Origin of the sequence: Armatimonas sp., assembly GCF_031410135.1 — a bacterium.
GTDB lineage: Bacteria > Armatimonadota > Armatimonadia > Armatimonadales > Armatimonadaceae > Armatimonas.
The window spans coordinates 1-2008 of record NZ_JANNYP010000366.1; the positions used below are offsets into that span (position 1 = coordinate 1).

Consider the following 2008-nt stretch of genomic DNA (forward strand, 5'->3'; position numbering starts at 1 on the left):
GCTTGGACGCACTCCAAAATTGGATGACCTCTTTGTGCAGAACTGTCAAAGAGTGTCAGCGCGAGAAGGCACTACAATTTTTGTCCTGTACTTAGGCAATACCCTTTCCGTATAGTGGGAGTTGGGCAGATTTGCATCAAAATGAGCGGCAGCCAGAGAGACTCTCAGCCAGATCACAAAAACCACGAGAACCAGAATCAGGAGTATGATACGAAGGGCAGGAAGAAAGCGACGGTAATAGTCCTGCTGAAAAGCACTTTCCAGCTCGGGCGGAAAGCGCAGTCGGCGGAGATAGCGGGAGCGATCCGCGTCGGTCATAGGAATTATCCTCATAAGTTCTGCCCCGAGTATATACCAATCAGCTTAGAAGTTACGGAGTTGAATCGTCAGTCTCCCCGTTTGACAAGGTAACCTACCTCTCAAAATGGGGCCAACACCGTAGCTTCTATCCCAAATAGGTTTTTGCAGTATAATTCCCCAAAATCGTCAGGATGCCGCCATCTTGGACTGCTTCGATGATAAACACGGAGAGAGATGACAAACACAGAGAGACACGACTGGATAACGTTTCATCGCCTGCAGTTTCCTGAGCCCGTCTCGTCCATCGAGCGGGTCTTCCCGCCCGTTGTGGGACCCGACTGCTGGCTGTTCGGACCGCATTACGACATTGGTTCAGATGGGATGCTCACAGGAGTGAGCGCTATCTGGGGCGGCGTGGGAATCTGGCATAGCCGCGAAGCTGCGGAGGCGATGGTGGCCGCGCCGGGCGATGCGATGCCCTGGCTCGCAGAGACGGTAGCCGCTTGGCACTGCTTTAGCGTTCCGGTCTCCCATCGCGGTGATGTCAACTGGCGCGGGCATCTTCAGCATGGCGATGCCGTCCGTGCCGCACCCGTCGATCCCGGTGGTCCACTGATCGTCCTCACTTCGGCGGGTTTCGTGTCGCGTGATGCTGAAGTGCTTCCGCGCATAAAACGGTTCGTGGCAGGCGTCGGTGAGGTGCTGGATGCCTTCGGGGCGGAGTAATCAAATCTACGCCGGGCCGCGTTTCGTGCAGGTTTCGAGGGACGTGACGGCTTCACGCTATCGCTTTGGCACTCAGACGAGGGGATGCGGCAGGCGGCCTATCATCCCGGCCCGCACCGCAGCCGTATAGACGAATATAAGTCGGGGCTCCTGGCGGACCGCACCTCGTTCACACGGCTTCGTGCCATTCACAGCTGGGGCGACTGGGATGGCGAGGTCGCCTGGACGAATACGCGACTCTGAGCGGTTCCGCTCTTCTAGGGGAGGCCGAATTGCCACCTAACAATGCGCTGCACCTGCGTGGCAACTTGGATCGTCGGCATGAATATCCTCCCAGAGTTCAAGGTACTTGGCTTGCACACACTCGTGCAGTTCCTCAGAGAAACTATACGACAAAGAAAAACAACCCTCTTCCTAGCGAGGCATGAGCGCCACAGGAAGAGGGTCGGCTGAGGAACGAAGCCGGGGAGATGGCAGGGAGATGGCCCGAAGGGCTTACTCGCTTCTGAGATTTAGCGCCTTGAGCCACTCGCGCATCTTAGCGGCGCGGGCGGCGTCTTGGTCAGGGATGGCGATCGGGCGGCCACGGCAGTCTAAAATCATGCCGACCTCGCCGCCTTGGACATTAAACGTGACGTTCTTGCCCTTGCCCTGGCCCAGATCGAAGCCCTTGGCGGGGCGGCACTCAATGCTCGCGGTCTCGTTCTGCGCGAGTGGCAGAAGAAGAAGCTGGCCGAACTTGACATCGTAGCTCTTCTCCTTAAAGACAAAGGTGCAGCACGCCTCGCCCTCTTTAGCCGTTCCGACCGGCGCGATACAGTCGGCCAGGCGGATCAGACAGTCACGCTCGAAGACTTGCGTGGCGGCCTCGGGCAGGAGCATGGAGAGCACCCCAAGCTGCGGCATCATGAAGATCGAGTCCTTGGCAAGAACCGTATGGCCCTCGGGCGCGTAGGCATCCATCATCATGATACAGGTCTGG

1 protein-coding gene and 1 pseudogene are annotated in these 2008 nt (G+C 57.7%); one reads left to right on the forward strand and one right to left on the reverse strand.

Translation table 11 applies throughout. The features are described 5' to 3' along the window. The first annotated feature begins 534 nt into the window (after positions 1-534). Positions 535-1026, forward strand: coding sequence for a hypothetical protein (locus tag RMO15_RS13390; protein WP_309713378.1), 492 nt, complete (start codon positions 535-537; stop codon positions 1024-1026). A gap of 495 nt (positions 1027-1521) precedes the next feature. Here the strand turns inward: RMO15_RS13390 and RMO15_RS13395 are convergent. Continuing rightward, positions 1522-2008: pseudogene (locus RMO15_RS13395) on the reverse strand (methylaspartate mutase); the annotation flags it as partial.